Annotated in this window: 22 protein-coding genes; 19 read left to right on the top strand and 3 right to left on the bottom strand. The window is 36.2% G+C overall.

Annotation, left to right across the window (positions count from 1 at the left end):
- The first annotated feature begins 252 nt into the window (after positions 1-252).
- The 5 genes from TS1_RS04220 (at position 253) to TS1_RS04200 (ending at position 7,311) form a co-directional block, all read left to right on the top strand.
- Entirely contained in the window at positions 253-1,227 is a 975-nt protein-coding gene (locus tag TS1_RS04220; protein WP_068708172.1) for a tRNA dihydrouridine synthase, read from the top strand.
- Between the two features lie 415 nt (positions 1,228-1,642).
- The gene (locus TS1_RS04215; RefSeq protein ID WP_068708170.1) at positions 1,643-3,214 is read left to right on the top strand and encodes a PucR family transcriptional regulator; all 1,572 of its coding nucleotides are present in this window, start codon (positions 1,643-1,645) and stop codon (positions 3,212-3,214) included.
- 137 nt (positions 3,215-3,351) lie between these two features.
- Complete coding sequence (locus TS1_RS04210) at positions 3,352-4,620, top strand: cytosine permease (protein ID WP_068708169.1); 1,269 nt, start codon at positions 3,352-3,354, stop codon at positions 4,618-4,620.
- A 34-nt stretch (positions 4,621-4,654) separates the two neighbouring features.
- Positions 4,655-5,749: a DUF917 domain-containing protein gene (locus tag TS1_RS04205; RefSeq protein ID WP_068708168.1), complete on the top strand. Its 1,095-nt coding sequence runs from the start codon at positions 4,655-4,657 to the stop codon at positions 5,747-5,749.
- Positions 5,749-7,311 (top strand): hydantoinase/oxoprolinase family protein, encoded by a 1,563-nt coding sequence (locus TS1_RS04200; protein WP_068708167.1) that lies wholly within the window; start codon positions 5,749-5,751, stop codon positions 7,309-7,311. The genes TS1_RS04205 and TS1_RS04200 overlap by 1 nt, the downstream gene beginning before the upstream one ends.
- 422 nt (positions 7,312-7,733) lie before the next feature.
- On the opposite strand, the gene TS1_RS04195 is transcribed toward TS1_RS04200, so the two are convergent.
- A complete protein-coding gene (locus tag TS1_RS04195) occupies positions 7,734-8,966 on the bottom strand; it encodes a mechanosensitive ion channel (protein ID WP_068708166.1) in 1,233 nt (410 codons plus the stop codon).
- Between the two features lie 420 nt (positions 8,967-9,386).
- Between TS1_RS04195 and TS1_RS04185 the strand changes: the two genes are divergently transcribed.
- The 14 genes from TS1_RS04185 to TS1_RS12780 all read left to right on the top strand — a co-directional run bounded on the left by TS1_RS04185 (position 9,387) and on the right by TS1_RS12780 (position 23,052).
- A complete protein-coding gene (locus TS1_RS04185; RefSeq protein WP_068708160.1) occupies positions 9,387-12,116 on the top strand; it encodes a sigma 54-interacting transcriptional regulator in 2,730 nt (909 codons plus the stop codon).
- Between the two features lie 55 nt (positions 12,117-12,171).
- Positions 12,172-12,603: a PTS sugar transporter subunit IIA gene (locus tag TS1_RS04180; RefSeq protein WP_068708158.1), complete on the top strand. Its 432-nt coding sequence runs from the start codon at positions 12,172-12,174 to the stop codon at positions 12,601-12,603.
- A complete protein-coding gene (locus TS1_RS04175; protein ID WP_068708155.1) occupies positions 12,578-13,060 on the top strand; it encodes a PTS sugar transporter subunit IIB in 483 nt (160 codons plus the stop codon). The genes TS1_RS04180 and TS1_RS04175 overlap by 26 nt, the downstream gene beginning before the upstream one ends.
- A gap of 22 nt (positions 13,061-13,082) precedes the next feature.
- Positions 13,083-13,874: a PTS mannose/fructose/sorbose/N-acetylgalactosamine transporter subunit IIC gene (locus TS1_RS04170; RefSeq protein ID WP_068708149.1), complete on the top strand. Its 792-nt coding sequence runs from the start codon at positions 13,083-13,085 to the stop codon at positions 13,872-13,874.
- Entirely contained in the window at positions 13,867-14,664 is a 798-nt protein-coding gene (locus TS1_RS04165; protein WP_068708147.1) for a PTS system mannose/fructose/sorbose family transporter subunit IID, read from the top strand. Before TS1_RS04170 ends, TS1_RS04165 begins: the two co-directional genes overlap by 8 nt.
- An 18-nt stretch (positions 14,665-14,682) precedes the next feature.
- The gene (locus TS1_RS04160) at positions 14,683-15,738 is read left to right on the top strand and encodes an SIS domain-containing protein (protein ID WP_068708145.1); all 1,056 of its coding nucleotides are present in this window, start codon (positions 14,683-14,685) and stop codon (positions 15,736-15,738) included.
- A 292-nt stretch (positions 15,739-16,030) separates the two neighbouring features.
- On the top strand, positions 16,031-17,656 hold the full coding sequence (locus TS1_RS04155; RefSeq protein ID WP_068708143.1) for a BglG family transcription antiterminator: 1,626 nt from the start codon (positions 16,031-16,033) through the stop codon (positions 17,654-17,656).
- Entirely contained in the window at positions 17,653-18,084 is a 432-nt protein-coding gene (locus TS1_RS04150) for a PTS sugar transporter subunit IIA (RefSeq protein ID WP_068708141.1), read from the top strand. The genes TS1_RS04155 and TS1_RS04150 overlap by 4 nt, the downstream gene beginning before the upstream one ends.
- Positions 18,085-18,098: 14 nt before the next feature.
- A complete protein-coding gene (locus TS1_RS04145) occupies positions 18,099-18,380 on the top strand; it encodes a PTS sugar transporter subunit IIB (protein WP_068708139.1) in 282 nt (93 codons plus the stop codon).
- 2 nt (positions 18,381-18,382) lie between these two features.
- Positions 18,383-19,633 (top strand): PTS ascorbate transporter subunit IIC, encoded by a 1,251-nt coding sequence (locus TS1_RS04140; RefSeq protein ID WP_068708137.1) that lies wholly within the window; start codon positions 18,383-18,385, stop codon positions 19,631-19,633.
- 1 nt (position 19,634) lies between these two features.
- A complete protein-coding gene (locus TS1_RS04135) occupies positions 19,635-20,369 on the top strand; it encodes a sugar isomerase domain-containing protein (protein WP_068708135.1) in 735 nt (244 codons plus the stop codon).
- Positions 20,370-20,565: 196 nt separating this feature from the next.
- Positions 20,566-22,629, top strand: coding sequence for a BglG family transcription antiterminator (locus tag TS1_RS04130; RefSeq protein WP_068708133.1), 2,064 nt, complete (start codon positions 20,566-20,568; stop codon positions 22,627-22,629).
- A gap of 1 nt (position 22,630) precedes the next feature.
- Entirely contained in the window at positions 22,631-22,903 is a 273-nt protein-coding gene (locus tag TS1_RS04125) for a PTS sugar transporter subunit IIB (protein ID WP_068708182.1), read from the top strand.
- 17 nt (positions 22,904-22,920) lie between these two features.
- Positions 22,921-23,052 (top strand): hypothetical protein, encoded by a 132-nt coding sequence (locus tag TS1_RS12780; protein ID WP_281177358.1) that lies wholly within the window; start codon positions 22,921-22,923, stop codon positions 23,050-23,052.
- Here TS1_RS12780 and TS1_RS04120 read toward each other — a convergent pair.
- Both TS1_RS04120 and TS1_RS04115 read right to left on the bottom strand, forming a co-directional pair.
- Positions 23,035-23,448, bottom strand: a complete 414-nt coding sequence (locus TS1_RS04120) for a divalent metal cation transporter (protein WP_068708131.1) — start codon at positions 23,446-23,448, stop codon at positions 23,035-23,037. The genes TS1_RS12780 and TS1_RS04120 overlap by 18 nt on opposite strands.
- 314 nt (positions 23,449-23,762) lie before the next feature.
- A complete protein-coding gene (locus TS1_RS04115) occupies positions 23,763-24,869 on the bottom strand; it encodes an Ldh family oxidoreductase (protein WP_068708129.1) in 1,107 nt (368 codons plus the stop codon).
- Positions 24,870-25,263 lie beyond the last annotated feature (394 nt).

The following is a 25,263-nucleotide window of genomic DNA, read 5'->3' as shown; positions in this document are numbered from 1 at the left end:
TTCATGGGAGCGTGGATTGAAATTAGTTGGCTGCTGAGATTTTTCAAGATTTTGTTGGTCGCTCTCTTCATGAGCGGTTAATTTAAAATCTCAATGCATAATATACCTTTGACGATGTAGTGGATTGTAATAAAATGGAGTTTTTAAAACTATCTTTTTGCGTCCTTCAAATATTCCTAGTATAATAACTATGTTTTAAACAAGAAGGTTTGAAAGAGAGCGTATAATACATAGAAGATAGGAGTATTTATGATGACTGAGAACTTTTGGGCAGAGTTACCTAAGCCCTTTTTTGTTTTAGCACCAATGGAAGATGTGACAGATGTCGCTTTTCGTCATGTGATAAAAAAAGCCAGTGCGCCGGATGTTTATTTTACTGAGTTTACTAATTCTGATAGTTACTGTCATCCAGACGGTAGACAAAGTGTTCAAGGACGCTTGACGTTTACAGAAGATGAAAAGCCTATCGTGGCACATATTTGGGGAGATAAACCAGAATACTTCCGCCAAATGAGTCTCGGTTTGGCAGAAATGGGATTTAGTGGTGTTGATATTAATATGGGTTGTCCAGTTCGTAATGTAGTAAGACGTGGTAAGGGAAGTGGGTTGATTTTGCGGCCAGAAGTGGCTGCAGAATTGATTGAAGCTGCTAAAGCAGGTGGCTTGCCTGTTAGTGTGAAAACTCGGATCGGGTATGAACAAATGGATGAAATGGAAGACTGGATTACGCATTTATTAAAACAAGATATTGTCAATCTATCGATTCATTTGCGGACTCGTAAAGAAATGAGTAAAGCAGATGCCCATTGGGATATGATTCCACAAATTGTAGCTATCCGCGATCGGATTGCGCCGCAAACTTTGATTACGATTAATGGCGATATCCCAGATCGTCAAACTGGGTTAGAATTAGTGGAGGAATATGGCGTTGACGGAGTGATGATTGGACGCGGTGTATTTAATAATCCTTTTGCTTTTGAAAAACAGCCTAAAGAACATAGCGTGCAAGAATACATTGATTTATTACGACTACAGCTTGATTTGCAAGATCACTATAGTGAATCCGTTCCGCGCCCAGTTGCTGGATTGCGCCGTTTCTTTAAAATTTACATTAAAGGATTTCCTGGTGCTAGCGATTTGCGAGCGAAATTGATGCAAACAGAAACAACAAATGAAATACGCAAAACTTTGGATAACTTTTTCAAAGATACCTCTATTGCGAGTTAATGAGATGCTTCTACTTAGGAGCGTCTTTTTTATCTAAAAGACAGGGAGAGAAATGGAAAAACGCTCCCTATCTTTACGATCTCAGGGAGCGAAATGAAAAAGCAACCCCTGTCTTTGCAATCACAGGGAGTGAATTAGCATTTCATTCCCTATCTTTTCTAATTTTTGCTTGATTTTTTTCGTTTATTTCAGTTTTTTCTTAATAACAGGGGGTGTATTTAAAAACTATTCCCTATCTCTGCAATCTCGGGGAGAGAAATGGAAAAACACTCCCTGTCTTTTCAAACATAGGGGGTGAATCAGTATTTTACTCCCTGTGTTTTTTTAATTTCGAATCGTTAAGCAGCTTGTTCATGACTTTGTCCTAAGTAAATGCTACAATAGCGAACAAACCAAGCCAAAGGAGGGTGAATGGATGAGTATGGAATTGAAAAATCTTTTAAAGCTGCCTTCTTTAAGAGAAGCTGAAGTTATTGCGGGAAAAAACGGTTTAAATAAGCCAGTCACTTCGATTAGTGTGCTGGAGCAATCAAATATTGATCAACTAGGCAAAGAGTTATTTAATCAAGAAGATAAATACGGCAGTGAAATTGTCATCAGCGGTTTAATGGCCATTGCGCATGATGTTAAGGCGCAGGTAAAGCTGATTCGGCATTTACAACATGAAGGAGAAATTGGATTAATTCTTTATTATGTTGGCGTTTTTATTCCTGAAGTAGATCAGCGTTTGATCGAGGTATGTGATCAACTGGATTTTCCACTGATCGTTATGCCAAAAGGGGAGCCCTCTTTGCGTTATAGTGAAGTAATTTATGAGGTAGTCGAGGCGATCATTAAGCAAGAGATGGAAGAAACAAGTTTTTCGAATCAGATACTGGAACAAATTTCCAATCTTCCAACAAACCAACGTAACGTGGATACAATGCTTCAAATGTTAACCGACCGGACGCATAGCTCGATTGTATTAACAGATAGCAGAGGACAAATAATCAACGCGGATACTTGGCCCAGTATGAGCACCTTAGATTTATCTCATAGAGTTGAACAAACCGTGGATAACAATATTCAAACGATTGATTCTGTTTCTACGGTGAAACGTTCCATTTTCCATAATGGTACGGAATCTATTCAACTTTATATGTTTAAGGAAACTCAGCCCCTAACAGAAAATATGGTCGAGCAAGTTGCTGAAGTGGTGCAAATTTTTATGAATTTATGGGGGCAAAACTACGAAGCAGTCAATACGCAAGAATTGGTCAAAGCGATTTTAAATGATGAAAGCCTTAAAATGCGCCGCCTAGGGGCTATTTTACATATTGATGTGGAAAGTATCTCGAATGTATGGTTTGTTCGAGTGGAAGATTCTGCTGAAAGAAAATTTGTCATGTATCATTTAAAAGAGGAAATGAAACTACGGTTTAATGTTTTGCTTGTTGAATTGTTTGAACAAACGATTGTTGTGCTTACGGGCGCAGGAAAGACCGAGGAAGATTTTGCTGCGATTGCTCTAGAAGTTCTTGATCGTTTGCAAGAAGAGCGACTGCAGCCGATCATCGTGCAATATTTAGGCATGAACACAACAACGGACGTACAAGCTGCTTATATTAAAATGGAGAAATATTTTGAACAAGCGCAATTTTTATATCCAAGGCAACAAATATTTACACAGCTGCATTTTCAATTTGTTGCCGAATGTGAGAAGATAATTGCTGAAGGGGAGCGGTCAATTCGTCAAGCACTGGCGCCGTTACAGCCCTTAATACAGCATGAAGATCTATTAGACACGTTAGCAGTTTTTTTATTGGACGCACAAAGCCATTATGTTAAGGCTGGTGAACTTTTGTTTGTGCATATGAATACGATTAAATATCGAATCAAACGCATCAACGAAATTGTTCATTATTCTGTGACGAAACTTCCTGAAAGTTTAACTTATTATCGTGCGATAGCGATCTGGCGTTTATTAAAAAATACAGAAGAAAGATAAAAAAGAGGTTTTTTGTCAAAAATGACAAAATATCTCTTTTTTCTTTTAAGTTTAAGATAAATACAAAGAGATGTTATTTCCGTATAATAGCAGATATTCTCGAAAAATAGTTCGAGGGAAAAGGGGGAGGAATTTTTATGAAAGACGAGAACACAGAACAGACTTGGCAGAGTCTAGCGTTTATTTGGATCGGCTCAATGATCAGTGTGCCAGGTCTATTACTCGGCGGTACGTTAATCGCCGGCATGTCATTTTGGACTGCTATTTTAACAGCTTTGGTAGGTTATGGCATTATTGTTATTGGCATGATTTTTCAAGGAATCCAAAGTTCGGATTTAAAACGACCGACTGTGCAAGTTGCCTCCCAAGTTTTTGGTGAACAAGGTGCTAAAAAAGTGATTGCTATTATTTTAGCTATTTCTTGTCTAGGTTGGTTTGGGATACAAGCAAACGTAGCGGGCGTTGCGTTCTCGCAATTTTTAGCATTATATAATTTCACGCTACCAGTATGGGTTTCCAGCTTATTTTGGGGGATCGTAATGTTATTATCCGCTATTTTTGGGATCAAGTTACTTAGCTGGCTGAACTATATTGCCGTTCCTTTCTTATTGATTGTCATTTTTTATGCTATCGGTGTGTCTCTTACCGGTGGTGGTTGGACAGCGATTACTGACTATCAACCCGAAACTCATATGCCCTTTCTAACCGGTGTCTCTGTTACGATTGGCTCTTTTGCATTAGGAGCGATTATTGCAGGGGATTATTCGCAATATGTTAGAAAGCGTTCGGGCGTCGCTAAGGCTTCCTTCCTTGGAGTTTTACCTGCAGGGCTTTTAATGATTGCAGCGGGAGCTATATTTGGTGTTACTTCAGATACCGCGGATATTATTTCGGTATTTACTCAACTTGGGTTTCCTGTAATTGGCGTGGTTGCGATGCTTTTGGCGACTTGGACAACCAATGCGGTGAATGCTTTTTCCGGAGGGATTGCGATTGTGAATGTTTTTAATGTATCAAAAGAAAAAGAAACCGTTGCGGTAGCTGTTGCTGGTGGAATAGGAACAATCCTTGCAGCCATTGGTATTTTAGATTATTTTGTCCCGATTATGAATGTTTTGTCTGCGATGATCCCCCCTGTAACGGGTGTGATGATTGCTTCTTACTGGATCATACAAAAAGGAGATCCTGCTAGTTGGCAAAAAGTCGCTAACTTCAACTGGCTAGGCGTACTTTCTTGGTTTATTGGTGCTGTAATTGCTGCTTTACCAGTTATCTTAGAATTTTTCCCTAATGCGCCTCAATTACTTAACCAACCATTGATCGGTGTTGTCATTTCATTTGCTATTTATTATATAGGGTACAAATTTAAAGGAAAAAAAGCGGTTAAAGGAAATATAGAGGATTGAGCAATATAAAATTAAAAGTAATGGAGGAAAAGTTATGCATAAGATTGATGCTGAAGCAATTGAAAATATTGCGGTTGGTGCAGCACTGCTAGGAACAGGAGGTGGCGGCGATCCGTATATCGGTAAAATGATGGCTCTTTCGGCGGTTAATGAATACGGACCAGCTACTTTAATTTCTCCTGAAGAAGTCGATGAAAATGCGATGTATACACCTGCTGCTATGATGGGAGCACCCAGCGTTTTGGTAGAAAAATTCCCTAAAGGAGATGAATTTGTTCGTGTGTTTCAAAAATTGGAAAAATATCTAGGCAAAGAAATCAAAGGGGTTTTTCCGATGGAAGCAGGAGGCGTCAATTCAATGATTCCTATCATTGTAGCAGCTCAACTAGGCTTGCCCTTAATAGACTGTGATGGGATGGGACGGGCTTTTCCTGAGTTGCAAATGGTAACTTTTCATTTAAATGGCGTCTCATCTACACCTATGGCAATTACAGATGAAAAGGGAAATATTGGTATTATTGAAACGATTGATAACGTCTGGGCTGAACGATTGGCGCGGACAGCAACAGTTGAAATGGGAGCAAGTACCTTGATCAGTAACTATCCGTCATCAGGGGCTGAACTCAAACGTTTCGGGATAGCTAATATTGTTTCTCTTTCAGAAAAATTAGGTCGTATTATTCGTTGTAAAGGGCAGGACAATCAAGCAAAATTACAACAAGTATTGGACATGACAGGTGGTTTTGACTTATTTACAGGAAAAATTGTCGATGTACTAAGAGGAACTGAAGGTGGTTTCAATCGAGGAAAAGTTATTATCGAAGGATTGGCTGATCATACAGGAGAAGAAGTGGATGTCTACATCCAAAACGAAAATTTGATTGCTTTAAAAGATAAACGGCCTTTAGTATTAACACCGGATCTGATTTGCTTAGTCGATCTAGAAACCTTAACGCCTGTAACTACAGAAAGCCTAAAATACGGAAAACGTGTGCGTCTACTCGCTTTGCCATGTAATGAGCAATGGCGTAGTGCTAAAGGGATTGAAACCGTAGGGCCGCGTTATTTTGGTTATGATTATGACTATGTACCGGTTGAAGAATTAGTGCAAAAGGAGCGTGGTCAATAATGGAATATAAAATCGGAATTGATGTCGGTGGAACGAATACCGACGCTGTTATTTTAGATGAAAATTTACAATTGATTCACAGTGTAAAATATCCTACAACTGAAGATATTGAAAGTGGAATCTTTCAAGCTCTACATTTAGTGCTCAAAGAATCAAAGGTTAATAAAGATGCGGTCACCCATGCTATGCTAGGGACAACTCAATGTACAAATGCTATTGTAGAACGGAAGAAATTAGCCAAAGTAGGTGTACTGCGGTTGGGGTATCCGGCAACAGCTTCAGTCGCTCCTTTTACCGCTTGGCCTGATGAAATCGTACAGCAACTGTCTCAGACTTACGCTTTTGCTCAAGGCGGCTATGAATTTGATGGACGAGCTCTTTCCACTTTTGACGAACAAGAAATACGTGATATTTTAACAAGTTGGAAAGGAAAAGTTGAGTCGATTGCTGTAATCGGCGTGTTTTCTTCCTTGAAAAATGACCAGGAATTTCGTGTTCAAGAATTAGCGCAAGAAATATTAGGAAAAGATATCCCAGTTTCTTTATCTTCTACAATTGGCTCTGTAGGGCTGATTGAAAGAGAAAATGCCACCATTTTAAATGCAGCTTTATTTAAAGTGATGCGTGCGACAAGTGATGGTTTTGAGCAGGCCTTGCTACAAGAAGGGGTTACAGATGCTGAAGTTTATTTATGTCAAAATGACGGGACGTTAATGTCCATTGATTATGCAAGAGAATTTCCAATTTTAACCATTGCGTGTGGTCCAACCAACAGTATTCGCGGGGCTTCTTATCTTGCAGATTTGGAAAATGCAGTCGTTTTAGATGTTGGAGGAACAACTTCTGATATTGGAGTCATTACGGATGGCTTTCCACGTGAATCTTCCGTAGCGGTTGATGTTGGTGGTGTCCGGACAAATTTTCGGATGCCTGATATCGTATCGATTGGCTTAGGCGGCGGCTCGATTGTTCGTCAGACAGAAGATGGGGACCTCACAGTGGGGCCTGATAGTGTAGGCTATAAAATTTCGGAAAAGGCATTGGTTTTTGGTGGAGATACACTAACTGCCACAGATATTGCAGTACGTTTAGGAAAAGTAGAAATCGGCGATCCTGAGAAAGTTGCTCACATTAAGCAAGATTTGGCTGAAAAAGCAGAAGCAAAAATAGCGCAGATGGTAGAAGAAGCGATTGACCGCATGAAGACTAGTTCGGGGGATGTGACTTTGATTTTAGTGGGTGGCGGCAATATTATTGTACCCGATAAATTAAAAGGTGTAGAAAAGATCATCCGCGATGAAAAAGGCGCCGTGGCTAACGCGATCGGAGCTTCGATCTCACAAATTGGTGGCCAATACGAAAAAATCTATATTTATTCGCAAATCGCAAGAGAACAAGCCCTGCAAGATGCTCGTGAAAATGCTGATGAACAAGCGATGAAAGCAGGAGCGATCGCAGGAACTATTGAACTAGTAGAAGTAGAAGAAATCCCATTAGCTTATCATCCTGACAATGCCACGCGGTTACGTGTCAAAGTTGTAGGAGATCTGGTGCAAAGTTAATTCTTGTTTGAATGGCGAAAAACGTTAATTAAAAAAAGATGGGGAGCGTTTTAATGAAACACTCCCTGATTCTACTTTTTCAGGGAGTAAATAAAAAAACTATTCCCTGTCTTTCTATTCATAGGTAGTAAATTAAGATTTCACTCCCTATCTTTGCTCTTTTTTAGCTTATTTTTCTAAATCTGCCTATTTTTCTTTTAAAAACAGGGAGTACATTTCCGAAATACGCCCTGTTTTTAACGTTACAGGGAGTAAAGTAGTGATTTAGCCCCTGTTCTATTAACACGATTCATATCGAAGTTGTCTGGACCCTGTTGTCTTATAAGTTAACTAACAGCAAAAAAATAGACTTCAAAGTAAAGTTTAATTACTTTGAAGTCTTTTTTTATTTTTGCTAATTTGACCTAAAACTCAAAATTGAGTTATTCGTTATCTGATTTATCTTTTTCTTCATCGATTTTATGGTCAGCTTTATCTAATTGTCTTTTAGCAAAGTCACGTCCACCAATACCAAATGCAATGGCAAATGCGACAGCTGCGGCACCTAGAATCAAGACAAATGCTTGTTGTACAATCGCTGTTGCAAAGTCTAATTGTTCTAATGCCATAAAGATACCAAAGATAATTAGCGCAAATTTGAAGATTGCACCAGCTAAGCCACTTTTTGTTGCTTTACTGATTGCACTACCTACAAAGTCGCCACCGACAAATACGGCAACCAGGATAATTGCAGCAATAATCAAATTAGGAATATAAGCGATGATTGCTGCACCTACCATGTTTAGAATGTCTAATTGTAGTGCATTTAACGCTTCAACAAAGAATAACAAACCGACAACAAATGAAACAATTTGTCCAGATAATTTAGCTAAGTCAAATGACATATTTGTATTATCTTCAATTGTTTTTGAGTATTTGTTGATTCCTGTACCTTTTAATAAATCACTGACTACTTGGCCAGAGAATTTTGCCAGAACTAAGCCAACACCAAGTAAGATTGCAGCGACCACAATGTGTGGGATAGCAGCTAAAATGGTATTTAGAACAGAACTGATAGGTTCAGCAATTGTGTCGATATTTAATGTTTCTAGAGCAATCAACGCAATTGGAATAATAACTAAGAAATAAACAATGCCGCCTAAAGCAGAAGCTAACGTGTCTTTCTTTTCTTCAACTTCTTGGTCATCTGTGTTTGTTCCTAAAAACTTAGCGACATAAGAGTCAATATTGGCAGCGACGGATAAGTTATAAACTACGCTTCGTACAAAACGTGCGACCACGGTACCAATCACTAAAATAATGATTGCTCCAAAAATATTAGGAAGATAAGCTAATGCTGTATCTAACATTGTTTGGATGGGACGCCCAATCGCAGGAACACCAAAGCTTTCAAATATTCCCGGCAAGAAGACCAACCAAATAATGTAGTAGCCAACTTTGGCTAAGCTGTCAATGGCCGAGCTGGCACTTTCTTCTGTTTTAGCCACTCCCCATTTTGTGAGCAACTGACCGAAGCCCACCTTTTTAAGTCCTTTTGCTAAGATGTTTTTTAAGATAGTGGCAACAATCCATGCAACTATCAATAATACAATTCCAGCAACAATCGCTGGTAACGATGCTAATAAATTATCTAAAGCAGTTATACCAGTATTCATAATTTCACTCCTCAATTAAAAAATTAAATTACTGTACATTTTTATCATAACGTACTCCTTAAAAATGCACAAATCTTATGAATTTTCTTGTGAAAATCTACTTTTGTAAATGGACAATAACAAGCGAAAAGACGGGAAGAGATTGTGATTTAAAAAAATCATTTAAATAACGATAGTTTTTCTGACTCCTGTCCAGTGATTTTATCGTTGGTCTTTTGTTTAGAGGTATCAGTTTTATTAGAAAAAGGGAATACCATCGAAAAAAAGCAAGCGAGAAAATGGTCTTTTTTTCTTTTATGGTTGTCTTTAAGAGCTAAATACCGAACAAAAAATGTTATATTACTCTTCATCACTCTTATCCTAGTTGCTTCTTGTTGATTTTCTATATAAAATAAAGGACCAAGAAAAGGAGGACGTTTTATGACAAATTTAGAAGAAGCGATCTTTCAATTTGCGGAAAATAGGTGTCATTCAGCTTCGCTCAAAGAAACGACTTCTTTGTTCTTTTCTACAGAAGAAATCGCGCAAAAAATGAGTATCAGTCGGACGCAAGCGAGTCGTATATTAAATCAGTTTGTTAATAATCATCGATTATTTAAAATCAATACACGACCTGTGTTATTTTCCTTAAAAGAATTTTTCGCACAAAAATATCAAATAGACATTGCTGAAGAATATGAAAACATAGCAGCTTTTCAAGCTGAATTAAATAATGTCTCCAGCGAAAAAGTTTTTGAAAAAGTTATTGGTTATGACAGCGGTTTGGCTGAAGCGGTAGAACAATTAAAGACCGCTATATTTTATCCCAATAATGGTCTTCCATTACTTCTTATGGGAGAAACAGGCGTTGGTAAGAGTTATTTTGTGCAGATTATGGACGAATATATGATAAGAGAAGGTGTTTTGCAAGAAGACTCGCCTTTTTTTACCTTAAATTGTGCGCAGTATGCGAATAACCCAGAACTGCTTTCCGGTATATTATTTGGTTATGCAAAAGGTGCTTTTACTGGCGCTGAAGAAGATCACACAGGATTGCTGGAAGCAGCTGATAAGGGCGTGCTTTTCCTTGATGAAGTTCATCGTTTAAACGATGAAGGACAAGAAAAGTTATTTAATTTTATGGACAAGGAAAATTTCTCGCGCATTGGTGAAACAAAAGAACGTTCTTCAAAAGTAAGGTTAGTATTTGCGACGACAGAATCAACCGATTGTTTTTTGCAGACTTTTTTACGACGGATTCCGATCCAAATTTACATCCCTAGCGTTTCTGAACGTAGTCTTTTTGAAAAACGACAATTGGTTGAATATCTATTTAAAAAGGAAAGTCAAAATATTAAGCGTACAATCGAAGTGACCCCTCGAGTCATGGATATCTTATTGCAAACAAATTTTCCAGGAAACATTGGTGAAATGGAAAATGTCATTAAGTATGCTTGCGGTAGCGCGATTGCACACAGTAATGAAAGCACACAGGTAGAAATAAAAATAAAAGACTTACCGCAAAAGATTTATGAATCCTTTGATTCTCCTATAGAACTTGCAAACATAGAGGAAGAAAATCTAGTCTTTTCCGACCAAGATACTTTTTCTACTGTGGCAAATTCGGCAGGGGAGTTGCCTAAACTTATTCAACATTTGGTTTGGTTATACCAGGACTATCAAAAAGAAACGAGTTACACTGTCAAACAGCAGCTGCATCAACAAATTGTGAAATTTATGGATGACGTCGTTTTCAGAGAAAAGCAAAGAAACTTAGCTGCTTTAGAAAAATTTATTTCGACAGTGATGCAAGAGATTTTCCGCGAAATTGATGCGCATACTAAATTTCAATACGATGGCAATCTTGTATTGCTCCTTTCTTACTATATTTATCATTACAGTTTAAAGGGAATTGATCTGACGAGCTTTCTAGAAGATGATTTTACGACTTTTGTAAAAAAGAATTATCAGACAGAGTTAAATCAGATTACCCCTTTGCTTCCTGAAATCGAAAAGCGCCTGGATGTCACTTTTACCAAAGCAGATCATTTACTGTTTGCTCTTTTTTTCTCAACACTCAACTATGAAGTAAAAAGTAATGAGGTTCATGCGATTATGATTGCTCACGGTTATGCCACCGCAAGCAGTATTGCCAATGTTTGTAATCGGATGCTCGGCAGTGCGGTGTTTACGAGTATCGATATGCCGGTGGAATCAACCATCTTTGATATCTCAGAAAAAGTACTTCTTTACCTTGAAGAATATTCTGTCAAACAAGGCTTGCTGGTCTTAGTTGATATGGGCTCATTAAATATGATTTATGAGCAGTTGAAACAAAATATAAATCAACCGGTTTTATTTATTGACCAATTAAGCACGCCTCTTGCTTTGGAAGTAGGAAATCTGATTCAACAAGATCGTTCGTTAAATGAAATCGCTGAAAGCATGCAAGAGGTTGTTGTTCCTAACGTACAGCTCTATCAGCCTAAACGAAGGAAGAAAAAAGCAATTATTACCACATGTTTTTCTGGTTTAGGCGTGGCTATCCAAATTCAAAAACTGCTTTATGATTGTTTAGATGGTATTTTGGCAATCGATATTTTACCGATCGAGTTTGCGGATTTACAAGCAAATGGTTTATCAGAAGCATTTTTAAGCCAGTATGAGGTATTGTCGATTATCGGAACCAATGATGTACATATTCCAGAGATGAAATTTGTCTATTTAGAAAATATTATTTCTGGTGATGGGCACGGACAACTAGGTGAGATTTTTGAAAATTTATTATCTGAAGCAGAAATTCGCGAAGTCAATGATCGGTTGGTCAAAAACTTTTCACTCATCCGTGTTTTAGAATCACTAACCATTCTTGATACGAAACGTATTATGGAAGTCATTGAAAGTTGTATTCAGGAACTGGAACGCCGCTTGCATTTACATTTATCTAATGCCCGCAAAGTCGCCATTTATGTCCATGTGGCCTGTATGGTGGAGCGCTTGATTCGGCATGCAGAAATTACCGATTTTCCTGATTTGGAACAATTTGCTTTTGATCATGCAAAAGAAATAAGAGTGATTCAGGATATCTTTAGTGTGCTAGAACCCATTTATAGTGTGACAATCCCACTGGAAGAAACCTGTTATATCTATAATATTCTCTATCTTGATTAGCGTGTCACTAGTTGGCACGCTTTTTGCTTTTATATAAAAGTGAAAGGAGGATTCGATGAAATATTTAATCGCAACACACGGTGAGCTTTCAAAAGGTATGATTGACGCGGCTCAATTAATAGCAGGAAATAATAATGACCTTGATTATTTTTCAATGACGAAATCAAAAGGGCAAGAAGAAGCAGAAGAAGAGGTAAAAAATTATTTAGAAAACAAACAAGGAAAAGAGCTTGTGGTGTTAACGGACGTTTTTGGCGGAAGTGTTGCCAATTTGTTTACCGACTTTTTATTAAAAGGCTATGAGTTTCAGTTGGTTACGGGAGTGAATCTTCCTTTGGTATTAACGATGCTGCTATCTGGTGATGCAGATAGTAAAACAATAATTACAAACAGTATCGAGGAAGCAAAAAAAGGAATTGTCTATATTAACGAACTGATTGAAAAACAAGGAGGAGATCACAATGACGATCGCATTATTGAGGATTGATGACCGATTGATTCACGGACAAGTGGCTTTTGGGTGGACATCATCTTTAGGTGTAAATACGATTTTGGTGGTTAACGATGAAGCAAAAAATGATCAGATGAAAGCCATGTCTTTGAATTTAGCTAAACCAAGTAATGTCAATCTTTACATAAGAGGTGTAGAGGAATCTGGTGAAATCGTACAAAAATTTAGTGCTTCTAAAAAGAGTCATGTACTTGTATTAACAAAAAATACTAAAGATACTTATCAATTATTGAAAAATACCAAAGATGCTGTAAAAGAAATTAATATCGGCGGTTTGCGTTTTACAGAAGGAAAAAGAAAGTTAACTGATTTAGTCGCAGTAGATGATCAAGATGTCAGTAACTTAAAAGCCATACGTGATATGGGGATTGACATTGAATTTCGGATGTTGCCAAACGATAAGAAGAAAAAACTAGAAGATTTTTCGATTTAAATAAAGAAGAGGAGGGCTGTTTATGCTAGCACAAGCTTTGACATTAGGTATATTAGCTGGGATAGGCATATTAGATGGACGTCTCTTTGGTCAAATGATGTTTGACAGGCCACTTGTTTTAGGGTTATTTGTGGGCTTAATTTTAGGTGATGTAAAAGAAGGAATTATTATCGGTGCACAGCTAGAATTGATTTGGATGGGAATTGCAGGGATTGGCGCTGCAACGCCTCCAGATATTGTCACAGGTGGGATATTAGGAACCGCATTTGCAATTATTTCTGGCAGGGGCGTTGAAGTTGCTCTGGCACTCGCTGTTCCTATTGCAGTATTAGCGCAAACTTTGGGCGTATTGGTACGTATTGTAAATACTTACTTTTCTCATAAAGCCGATGAATATGCTAAAGAAGCCAATTATAAAGGAATTGCTTTTTCCATGTGGGTTCCTGTCTTGTTATTTTTCTTGAGCACATTTGTCCCGACATTTTTAGCGATTTTGTTAGGCGCTCAACAGGTAAGTAGTTTAATTAATGCAGTGCCAGATGTGATCTTAGATGGCTTAGGTGTTGCCGGGAACTTGTTGCCGGGTGTTGGATTCGCTCTGTTAATGGACATGTTATTTTCTAGAAAAATGGCGCCATTTTTCTTTGTTGGTTTTTTAGCAGCGGCTTATCTAGAATTAGACATTACGGCGATTGCCTTATTTGCAGCATGTGTGGCTTTTGTTATCCATTTTTATATTGAACCTAAAAATAATAACAAACAAGAAGTGGAACAACCAGACAATCTGACGGAAGGGGAGATTGACTTTGACTAAAGTAGCGAAAAAAGAACTTCACAGTGTGTTTTGGCGCTCTTTTGCATTGCAAGGTGCCTTTAACTTTGAGCGGATGCAAAATATTGGATACGCTTATTCAATGGTACCGATTATCAAAAAATTGTACAAAAATAAAGAAGAGCAAGCTCAAGCGCTAGACCGCCATTTAGAAATTTTCAATACAACACCGCAAATGGTTCCTTTGATTTTAGGAATTTCTACGGCGATGGAAGAAGAAAACGCTAATAACCCAAGTTTTGACGAACAATCGATCAATGCAGTCAAAGCGTCTTTAATGGGTCCTTTAGCTGGGATTGGCGACTCCATTTTTTGGGGAACTTTACGAGTGATTGCTGCCGGTATCGGCGTTTCTTTGGCAAAACAGGGAAGTATTTTTGGACCGATTTTGTTTTTAATTATTTTCAACGTGCCAAATTTCTTACTGCGTATTTTTGGTTTGAAAATGGGCTATCAAGTCGGTGTAAATTCGCTGGACCGGATTCAAAAAGAAGGTTTGATGGATAAAATTATGTCAGTAGCGACCATTATTGGATTAGCCGTTGTAGGGGGGATGGTTGCAACGATGCTTGATATTACTACGCCATTGGAGTGGTCAAGTAGTGGCGCGGAAATTGTCGTTCAAGATATCCTTGATGAAATTATGCCGAAAATGTTACCGCTCATTTTCACTTTGATTTTGTTTAAACTCATCAAAAAAGTGAGTGTCACCAAACTAACGATTGGAATTATTGTTTTTGGCGTTGCTATGCATGCATTATCGATTTTATAAAAAAAGGAGGAATTTTAAATGGCATCTATTGAAAGCTATTTACAAGAAACACCGGAGAAAATGTTTACCATTATTGAGAAGGCGGACGAATTATTTGCAAAAGTAAAACAAGCCCCAATCGAACGGATTGTGATTACAGGTTCGGGTACGAGCTACCATTCAGGTAAACAAATGGCCAAGCAAATGCAACGTTTACTACAATTCGAAGTGGTCGCACTTTACCCATTTGAAATTACAACAGAGACCTTTTTAAAAGAGAGCGACAAAACATTGGTTGTAGGTATTTCTCAAGGAGGCAGCAGTTATTCTACTTACCATGCGATGAAAATCGCTCGAAGTTGCGGGTGCATGACCGCTTCAATGGCAGGTTGTGAAAATGCTTATATCGATGAAGTTGCTGATTACGTTCTGACTGTATATTGCGGAGAAGAAACAGCAGGCGCAAAAACCAAAGGGTTCTACTGTACAAAGTTAAATTTGTTATTGTTGGCATTAAACATTGGTACAGCACAAGGACAAATTTCTGAGGAAACATACGAAAAAGAAATTGCAGCAGCTAAAGCAGCCGCTGAACACTTCAAAGCTGTCTACGATGTTTCAGAGAAATGGATTGAAGCACACAAAGAGACGTTAACTTCTGCCGAAGAAATTCGTATCACTGGCCCTGCTTCCTTATATGGAGACATTTTAGAAAGTGCACTTAAGTTATTGGAAACCATGCGTTGTCCTGTCACAGGCTACGAATTTGAAGAATTCATCCATGGTATTTACAATGCGATCAATGAAAAATCAACTGTGTTTATTTTAGACGATGGCAATGAACCACGGACAAATAAGATGAAGGAAGTCCTTTCCGGCTGGTCAGATTCGATCTTCTTAATTACAAATTACGAATCCGAACAAGCAGACTTAGTTTTACCGACGGTCAAAAATTCAGAAGCACTCACCTTTAATTTTATTATTCCCTTGCAATTAATTTGTGCAAAAATCCCAACCCTACGTGGTGTAGATCCGTCCACCCCGAAAGATCCAGACTTCCATATGAAATTAGGATCGAAAAAAATGAATAAATAATGTAAAAAATGTCTGAGCATAATTCCGAAATATGGATGATGCTCAGACTTTTTTTGTGCCCCGATAAAAATTACTAGGATAAAAAAAGAGAATTAGAAAGAAGGGAACTCCTGGAAACTTCCCTTTATTTTCTTTAAAAAGAAGGGAAAACTACGCAAGAAGCCTTCTTTTTGGGAAAAACAGGGGGAAGTTTCTGCAGGTGTTCAACTATTTTTCAATATTTACTTACATTTATTTGGTCTCCTCGATAAAGAAATAGTGTGCTAATTTATTAACAGAAGGTGAGGGAGAAATGGATACTCAGTATACTGATAGCAAAGCAAGAAGATTACACATATTTGAAAGATTATTGAATTATGAGCATTTGAGTTACCAGCAGCTTTCTGAAGAATATTTTGTTTCTAGAAGCAGTATTGCCAATGATATTTCATATATAAAAAAGTTATTTTCAAAAGAGGATTTATCATTAACTTTTGATAATTCAGGTACTTTTTTCGCTGGAAATGAGATACAAGTTCAAAAATTGCTCAAAAGACTAATGTTGCAGCAAGAAGTAATAGCTAATGATAACTATTTGTTGACAAGAATCACAGATGCCTTTCGTAAGGCGCTTAATGAAAGGGAATTTGATATTCCTGAAAGTTATATTGAGCAAATTGTTATTTCTATTTATTTGATTGTTTCTCGTTCTAAAAAAGGCCATACCATTCAACTAGATGGAAAAAATCAGCTTGGACGTTTTTTTCTTGAATTTGATAAATACCCTATTATATATGATCTTTTAAAAGAAATAGAAAATCAAGGAATCTATCATTTTTCAAGCGAAGAAGTACAGCACTTGACTTATTTAATTGTGGGGAGCGGTTTACGTTTTTTCTTAAAAGATGAAAAAATCCCTTTCTCCTTTAGAGATAGAATTAGAAAGCTGATTCAAAAGGTCAGCGAGGGACTTCGTATGGAACTGACACAAGATAATCGTTTAGAAAATGATTTAGTTGTACATTTATATCAGCTTTTTTTAAGAACTGGAGCACAAACAACGATAGTTAATCCATTAATTAATGAAATTAAACAGATGTATCCTTCATTGTTTGGTGTGGTTTGGTTTGCTTTAAGCGACTTCTGTAAGCCTTATCAATTATCTCTTACTGATGATGAAGTTGGCTTTGTTACAATCCATTTTCAAGCAGCTATTGAACGTTTAAAGAAGATGAATAAGATTTTATTTGTTTGTCCTAATGGAATAGGAACAAGTTCTTATGTATCCGCGAAGATTAGAAGAATATTACCAGATGTTAATAGTGTTGAAACAGTCTCCACTGCGAAACTTAATCATATGGACTTATCTGATGTTGATTTTATTATTTCTACCGTAGAGATAAAAGACAATAGGAAAAAACCAATAGTAACGATTTCGCCAATGGTTACGGCGAATGATATGAAAAAAATTATGAATTACTATATTGATTTAATTGTAGCTAAAGAAAAGCAGAACACTAAGAATTTTACGTTCAATTTTGAAATGAACGAAACAGTTCATAAAAATGTAGAGTTTACAAATTTTTCTTCCAAGCAGGAAGCTTTAAGTTATTTACTTTTGAAGCAAAATTTCACTAGTAAGACAGCAAGAGATAAATTTATTGCTTCCGTTTGGGAAAGAGAAGAACTGCAATCCACTTATCTTGATAACGGTTTTGCTATTCCCCACGGAAACCCCGAATTTATCGAAGAATCATCCGTTTCGATACTGATTTTAGATAAAGCGATCACATGGGGAAATCAGTTAGTAGATGTTATTGCTTTGTTATTAATTCGTGAAAAAGATGTTGAAAAAGTTGAACCAGTGATGAATTTACTGATGCGAGGAATTGAAGATAAAACTTGGTTTATTTCCAAAATGATGGAGGTTAAGGAATGAATGAACTAAAGCAACTGCTTCCGGAAAATCATATAAAGGTAGTCGAGTCAGTCAATAATTGGCAAGAAGCCGTTAAATTAGCAAGTGAGCCTTTAGAAAGAGAAAAATTGATTACTCAAACTTATGTGGGAAATATGATCGAGAGCGTAGATAATCATGGGCCATATATGGTATTAGCTGACTACTTTGCATTAATGCATGCTCAGCCAGGAAAAGGTGTAAAAAAACAAAGTATGAGCCTTCTAATTACTAAAGAAGCGATTGATTTAGAGGGAAAACCGGTAAAAATATTTTTGATTTTAGCAGCTAAGGACAGTCAAAGCCACTTAAAAAGTTTGCAAGAGATTATGGAGGTGTTTATGGATGAACAAAAATATCAAGTTATTTTGAGTGGAGATAAGTCTAAAATAATAAAACTTTTTAAATAATGGAGGAATTGAGAATGAAAATTTTAGCAGTATGCGGTTTTGGTGTAGGAAGTTCAATGGTTTTAAAAATGACATTAGACAAAGTAGTCAAAGAATTGGACATTAAAGCAACCGTTGAAAATACAGATTTATCAACAGCAAAAGCAACTACAGCAGATGCTTATTTTACGAGCAGTGAGCTAACAAATGAACTGCAAAATTCGGTGAAAGGACCAGTTTTTCCAGTGAAAAAATATATGGATAAAAATGAAGTGAAAAGCCAAATGGAAAAATTTTTAAATGAAAGGAATGAATAAGCATGAACTTTGTCACAGATTATATTTTGAAGAATCCACCAGTTTTACTAGGGCTCATTGCAATGTTAGGATTGGCAGTTCAAAAAAAGCCCTTTTCTGAAATAATCAAAGGATCTATGACTGCGGCGTTTGGTATGGTCATTTTAAACGCTGGAGTAGACATGTTGACTGGAACAATTTCACCAATCAATACAGCAGTTCAAGAAGAATTAGGCGTTAAAGTTGCTAAAGGATTATCTGACGTTACATTTACAGCTGATTATGGCGGTACAGTTGGTTTAGTTATGTTTTTAGGATTAATTGTTCATTTGTTCATTGCACGTTTTACTCCAGTGAAAACAATTTTTTTAACTGGGCATATGCTCTGGTGGTTTCCTTTCGTTTTAGTGGCAGGTGGAGTAGAAGCAGGTTTAGCAGGAACGCCTTTAATAGTAATAAGTGCTATTTTAACAGCTTGTTATTGGTCTTTTATGCCTTGGATTATGCGTAAATATGTTTGGGCTGCAACAGAAGATGATTCATTTTTAATTGGACACCCTACAGGAATCCTATCTCTAGTTTCAGGTTTTGTTGCAAAACGACTGGGTAATAAGGAAAAATCTACAGAAGATTTAAAAGTTCCGGAAAGTTTATCATTTTTTAGAGAAATTTCAATTACAGGGGGTATTGTTATTTTTCTAATGTATATCGTTGTGGGTATCATAGCACCCGCACTAGTACCCGAAGGCGAAAACTTATTTATGTTTTCGATGATTGCTGGGCTAAATTTTGGTGCTGGACTATTAATTATGCTTTATGGTGTTCGTTTGTTAATCAATCAAATCATCCCAGCTTTCCAAGGAATTGCAGAAAAAGTTGTTCCAGGAGCTAAACCTGCTTTTGACTTACCGATTTTATTTAATTATCGCCCTAATGCAGTAATCATTGGTTTTGTTGTGGCAATGGTCACTTCTACTATATTGGTGATATTTGCTAATTCATTTAATGTTTTTGGTGTAACGATTGTTCCTTTAGTTATTACCAGCTTTTTTGAATGTGGTGGTGCTGCTATTATTGGTGAAGGACAAGGAGGATTCCGTGGTGCGGTTATAGGGACTGTAGTGGCATCTATTTTAATGGTTATACTTGTCGGTTTTTCTGCAATGTTATTTAGTTCAACCATTCAAAATTGGTTGTTAATTTTTGGTGGAAATGATCTTTCATTGTGGGCAATGTTAGGACGCTTCATTAGTGGATTGTTTGGAGGATTTTAAAATGCAATATTTTACTCGTATAAAAGAAATATTAAACCAGGTTGAAGTAGATGAGACAAACGCAATGAAAAAAGCCATAGAGTTACTGACTGAAGCAAACTTAAACAAGCAATCTATTTATATTTTTGGTGCTAGTCATGCTGGGATTTTAGCTGAAGAGATGTATTATCGAGCTGGGGGAATGATGACAATTAATGCAATTTTTGCTAAAGAAATCATGTTAGATCGACAACCTATTACATTTACAAGCCGTATGGAACAGCTTGAAGGTTATGGTCAAGCTATAGAAACCACAGTAGATTTTCAAGAAAATGATGTTTTAATTTTACATTCTGTATCAGGACGCAATCCAGTAATTGTTGATTTAGCACTTGCGGCAAAAGAAAAAGGAGTAAAAATTATTGCTTTGACTAATGTCACTTATTCTAAATCTGTGACAAGTCGTCATTCTTCCGGTAAGCGTTTATTTGAACTTGCTGATGTGACTATTGATAACCATGGAGACATTGGAGATGGTAGTTGTACTATTGACGGAATTAAGCAGAAAGTAGGGCCAAGTTCTACAGTTGTGGGCGCTACTATTTTAAATGCAATAGTTGTTGAAGTGACAAAAAAGCTATTGCAAAAAGGCGTTACTTACCCGCCCATTTTCTATTCTGCTAATTTAGATGGCGGTAGTCAATTGAATCAACAATTATTTGAACAATATCAAGATGTTATTCATTATAATTTTTAGCTGGTTAACTTAGATAATAAAAAGAAATAAACATAGGAAGCCATTCATTTAGTTTGTGGTTTCTCTATGTTTTTTTATTATTAAAATTAGGCGATATTAGCTTAATTCTTGTAAATAATCAGTACAAAATATACACCTAATTGTTATTGAAAGCGGTATATTTAATGGCTAAACTTTAAATCAGGAGGTGATATAAGTGATTGATAATCAAGGACTGGAGATATTAAATGAAATAACTTTTAAAGACGAGAGGAGTATTAGCAAATTAAAAAACAACTTTAAACTTTCTAGACGACAAATAACTTACGCAATAGATAAGATAAACGAAAATTTAACAGAAAATAAACAGATAAAAATAGATAGCGATGATCTAATTTTATCAAGAGCTACAGAAGAATATTTGCAAAATTATTTAATGGAACTGCAACTTTTTGACGATGTTTATTATTCAAAAGAAAATCGACAATTAATGATTATTTTTTTAATTACTTGTTCCTATGATTATCTCTCATTAAACCATCTTATTATAATGCTACAAGCTAGCAAATCAACTGTATTGAATGACTTAAAAGAAATAAAAAAAGAATTAAGCAAAAAGAACCTGCAAATTAAATATTCTCGTTTAAGCGGCTATCGATTATCAGGATCAGAGGAGAATATTCGTTTCTTTATCATGAGAGAAGTTATCAATTTTTTACACCAAGATAATGGCGAAAAGTTTGTTCGCCAATTTATAGAAAAATATTTAAATGTCAATTATGAGAAATTTGAAACAACTGTATTATTAGCTAGTAAAAAATATAATATTGATTTTTTCGAAAATAGTCTAAAAGAGTTTTCCTTTTGTTTTATTTTACTTAATGAGCGTTTTAAACATGAATCGATTAAGCCAAACCACATAAATAATGTAATTAATCATCAAGCTGAAGAATTCCAATTTAGTAAAGAGATATGTAATTACTTTCAAATAAATAATAATAATGTTAACTATGTTACTGCTTGGGTCTTAGGTCTGTCTGTTGGCAATATTGAAAAAGATACGCAAGATCGTTTAGTAATAAAACAAATTGTTCAAGGAATCGTTTATCGGTTTGAAAGTCTAGCAGGCATACGTTTTTTAACACGAGATTCTTTTGTTAAAAGGTTATATGAACATTTTAGACCTAGCTATTATCGAATTTTATATCACTTACCTATAGTAAACCCATTGACTTTTAAAATAAAAAAAGAATACACCGAAATGTATTCATTGGTTAAAGAAGTCGTTCTTCCACTTCAATCTCTTTTTGGTAGAGAACTCCCGGAAGATGAAATTGCTTTTCTAACTGTTCATTTTGCTGTAGCAACTTTTGAAGAGCCTGAAGAACAAGTAAAGAAAAGTCGGTGTTTAGTACTTTGTCCAAATGGTATAGGGACTTCTTTGATTTTATTGAAAGAACTAGAAGCTTTATTTCCTACAATTGGGTTTGAAACAGATGATTTTCGACAAACCACGAAATTGGATAAATTTGACATTATTTTTTCTACCACAGTTACTCCTAAAATTGTAGGAACAAGTACTCCCTTTATTATTGTAAACCCAATTATGACAACCAAAGAAAAGTTCGAATTAATTAGTCGAGTCTATAATCTTTTATATGAAGATTTATTAATTGATCCTAGTTTGAGAGACTTTTTAATGGTAGTAAAAAAGTATGTGACTGGTGAACAATATAAAAAAATAGAGAGCGAATTGTTTTATGAATCAAACAAGAATTCTTCAAATTTAGTTATAAAAGAAAGGGGTGATTATCCGGTGCTAAGTGAAATAACTACCACTGATTTGATTCAGTTAAATGTGGAGGCAACAAATTGGGAAGAAGCAATTAGGAAAGCGACAAAAGTTTTAGTTAATGAAAATAAGGCTTCGCCATCGTATATTGATGGAATGATTCGAATAGCTAAAGAGACTGGGCCCTATATTGTGATAACTAAAAATGTCGCTTTGCCACATGCTAGACCAGAAGACGGGGCCAAAGAAGTTGCCATAAGTATTGCTACATTAAAAAAACCTATACGATTTGGCAATTTAGACAATGATCCAGTTAAATATATTATCGGGCTTAGTGCTATTGATAACCAAACGCACTTGACAGCGATGTCGGAATTGGCAGAACTGTTGGAGCAAGAAAAGTTTTATGAGGCTTTAGATAACGCCAAAGATCCGCAGGAAATAATGAAATATATTAAAAATTTTGAAAGTAGGGATTATCATGAGTGAAATGAAAAAAGCATTAATTGCTTGTCGGACAGGCATGGGCTCGAGCATGATGTTAAAAATTAAAGTTGATCAAATTGTACGTAAGAATAATTTTCCTCTAGAAGTTGAGCATGGAACTTTGGACGATGTGAAAGGGTTTCGCGGAGATTTAATAATCACAATGACTGATGTAGCTGATGATTTAAAAGGACAAGCCCCTAATGTGATTGGTGTGGATAATTTGATGGATAAAAATGAAATTGAAACTAAGTTAAAAGAATTTTTTGATCAATAATATGAAGGAGAATAATTATGGAATTTCTAAGAGTAATTGTTTTTGACTTACTTTCATCAGCACCTATATTGGTAGGAGTAATTGCATTAACTGGATTGTTATTGCAAAAAGAATCATTTGATAAAGTAATTTCAGGAACTAAGCGCTGAGGTCCATTGAGGTAAGTTTACGGCGTCGGCTAATCCCAATGAACCGCCAATCAGATTCCCAGCTTCAAGTCCGAAGGCAGTAGCAAATAAGGTAATGATAATAATACTTTTGATAATAACTCCCGCTATTTTTTTATTTGAAAAACTTGCCGTTGCGGCTTCTGCTATATCATGGTTGGAAATAATGCCAATTCTACCTGCCATTTCCATTAAAACAACTAAAGATAAACCAGAAAAAAGTACAGCCCATAATAATGAATACTTAAAATTAACACCGGCTAAAGTCGTTGTTGTAATCGTTCCAGGACCAACAAAGGCACTGGTTACTATCGCAGCCGGCCCCATACCTTTCAACTTTTCCACCAAGCTTTTCTTATTTTTCTTCTCTTTTTTCATCTACAATCTCCCCAAAACTACGACTTTAAATACCTAAACTAACAAAAGTTAGTAATTATTAACATAGATTGTATCCATTTTTTATAAATAATACAGCTTAAACTTCATTGATAATTAGGTATTTATTTGTAACAAGGTCAAAATTATGTCTATTGCAATAATAGTTTTTCTATTAGGATCTGTTTCTAGTTTTTCAGGGAAACTACGGTATATTATCAAAATAAGTTATTTTTAACTTCCTTAAACAGTTACCATATAGCGACCAACATTTCCAGAATGATACTGACTAAAAATTATCTTTTATTGCAGAATTCTTACTCTTCAAATGAAAAATGATAATCGGTTAGTCCTGCATCATCGCGAATTGTAATGAGTTCTTTTTGAACAGATTCGTTGATTGGAAGACCTGTTTTTTTACGTTCTTGCCAAATCAGATATTCTTTCTCGCCAGGTGTGTAAATTCGATCTGCATCAGGCGCTTTTTCTGCGGCACGTAGTTCACGAAGAATATCGCCAGCTGTTTTTTTAAAGCTTTCTAATCCCATAAATGCTTCTGTGTTAATAGCAATAAAGAAATGTCCTAGATGATACTTTGTTTTTTCACCGTTTTCACCAATTCCTGAAAGCATGCTTAAAAAATTTCCTTGTTGTAATGCAGCAGAGAGAACTTCAACGATCGTAGCGTAGCCATAGCCCTTATAGCCTGAAAGTTTTTCGCCGATACCTCCTAAAGGTGCCAGAGCAGCTTCACCAGTCTGAAGAGCTTTTAAAATTTCGGGAGAATCGGTCATCGCAGATCCATCACGCCCAATCACTGCACCGGCTGGCGTGTCTTTTCCTTGTCGTTCATATAATTCAATTTTGCCACGTTGGATAATGGAAGTCGCACAGTCTAATGAGAAAGGAAATGCTTCATCTGTTGGAAAACTGACTGTTAAAGGATTGGTCCCTAGTTTGTTTTCTACACTAAAGGTAGGGGCGATAGAAGGGCGCGCATTTGTTCCAGACATCCCAATACAGCCAGCTTCAGCTGCCATGTCTGTATAATAACCTGCAATTCCAAAATGGGTAGAATTGCGTACAGCCACCATTCCCATGCCATATTCTTTTGCCTTATCGATGGCTAATTGCATCGATTGTCGCCCAATGACTTGTCCCATGCCGTCATGACCATCAACAACGGCTGTCGTAGGCGTTTCTCGGACAATATCAAATTTTGTGATCGGATTTTGGATTCCTTCTTTGATTCGATCGATATAAATTGGTTTAAAACGATTGACACCATGGCTTTCAATTCCCTTTTTGTCGGCTTGTAATAAGACGTCAGTACAAATTTTTGCATCTTCTTGTGGCACACCATAGGCAGCAAAAGCTTTTTCAATAAAATCAGTTAAAAAATCCCATTCTACATAACTTGTCATGCTCAATTCCTCCTCAGGTTGTTATTTTATTGGACCAAATAGAAAATGGTTTAGTAAGCGCTTGCTTTATGTACAGTTTAGCATAGTGCAGAAATTGGCTCAAATGACAGGGAAGTGGTAGCAAAGATTCTTTTTACAAAAAAATAGACCGACACTTAATGGCGTTAAGGAGAGTCACATTAAGCGTCGGTTTGTACACAGTGCAGTTTGTTATCAGTCGCTTTTTTAACAATTACTAGAACTTTTTTATGTTACTTTAAAAAGCAACATAAAAGTTGAATAGAGCCAGAAAATTTGTTATAATTACTATGTAAAGAAGAGTTGTGCAAACAACTCTTCAATAACAGCACCGATTAAGACGGTGGCAAATTCTAGTTATTTATAAAAAATAACC

Source organism: Tetragenococcus solitarius NBRC 100494, assembly GCF_001544195.1.
GTDB lineage: Bacteria > Bacillota > Bacilli > Lactobacillales > Enterococcaceae > Tetragenococcus > Tetragenococcus solitarius.
Note: the sequence above shows the minus strand (reverse complement) of the source record. Positions and strands in the feature narration are given on the sequence as shown.